Source organism: Frankia sp. CeCAU1 (genome assembly GCF_977971845.1).
The window spans coordinates 1-483 of sequence record NZ_CDWWXA010000172.1; the positions used below are offsets into that span (position 1 = coordinate 1).

The following is a 483-nucleotide window of genomic DNA, read 5'->3' on the forward strand; positions in this document are numbered from 1 at the left end:
CCGGGCGCAGCCACGGGCTGACGTCCACACCCAGCACGATCCGGCCGTCGGCGGCCCGCGGCAGCGGCAGCCCGGCCAGCGCGCGGCGCAGCCGGCTGATCTCGACCCGGCCGTGGTTGATCGCGCCGTACAACGCGCCGTGCCCTCGGCGGTGCTCCGCTGCCGGCGACAGGCCGACCAGGTCACGAACCGGGCCGTCCGCGCACAGCACGGCGTCGGTGAGCTCGAACAGGGCATCCGCCCGCCGGGTCAGACAGCCATAGAACTCCTGGCGGAACCGACACAGCACCCCAAGGTGCTCGACGATGGGGACATCGTGGGCCAAGCTGTCCTCCACGGCCTTCTGTCTGATCACGGTGTCTTTGGTGAGAAACCAGGATCAACAGGAGGCCGCTTCACGTCACGGCGACACACCGGCTCACCCCAAACCACCAGCGACTATCACACAGAGTGACACCCGAAGGTTAAACGACAAGCTGAGAA

General features: G+C 67.9%; 1 protein-coding gene. It reads right to left on the reverse strand.

Features of this window, described 5'->3' with window-relative positions; translation table 11 throughout:
- A partial coding sequence (locus AC08OO_RS20940; RefSeq protein WP_476618952.1) for a transposase occupies nt 1–307 on the reverse strand: 307 nt, incomplete at its 3' end.
- Nucleotides 308–483 lie beyond the last annotated feature (176 nt).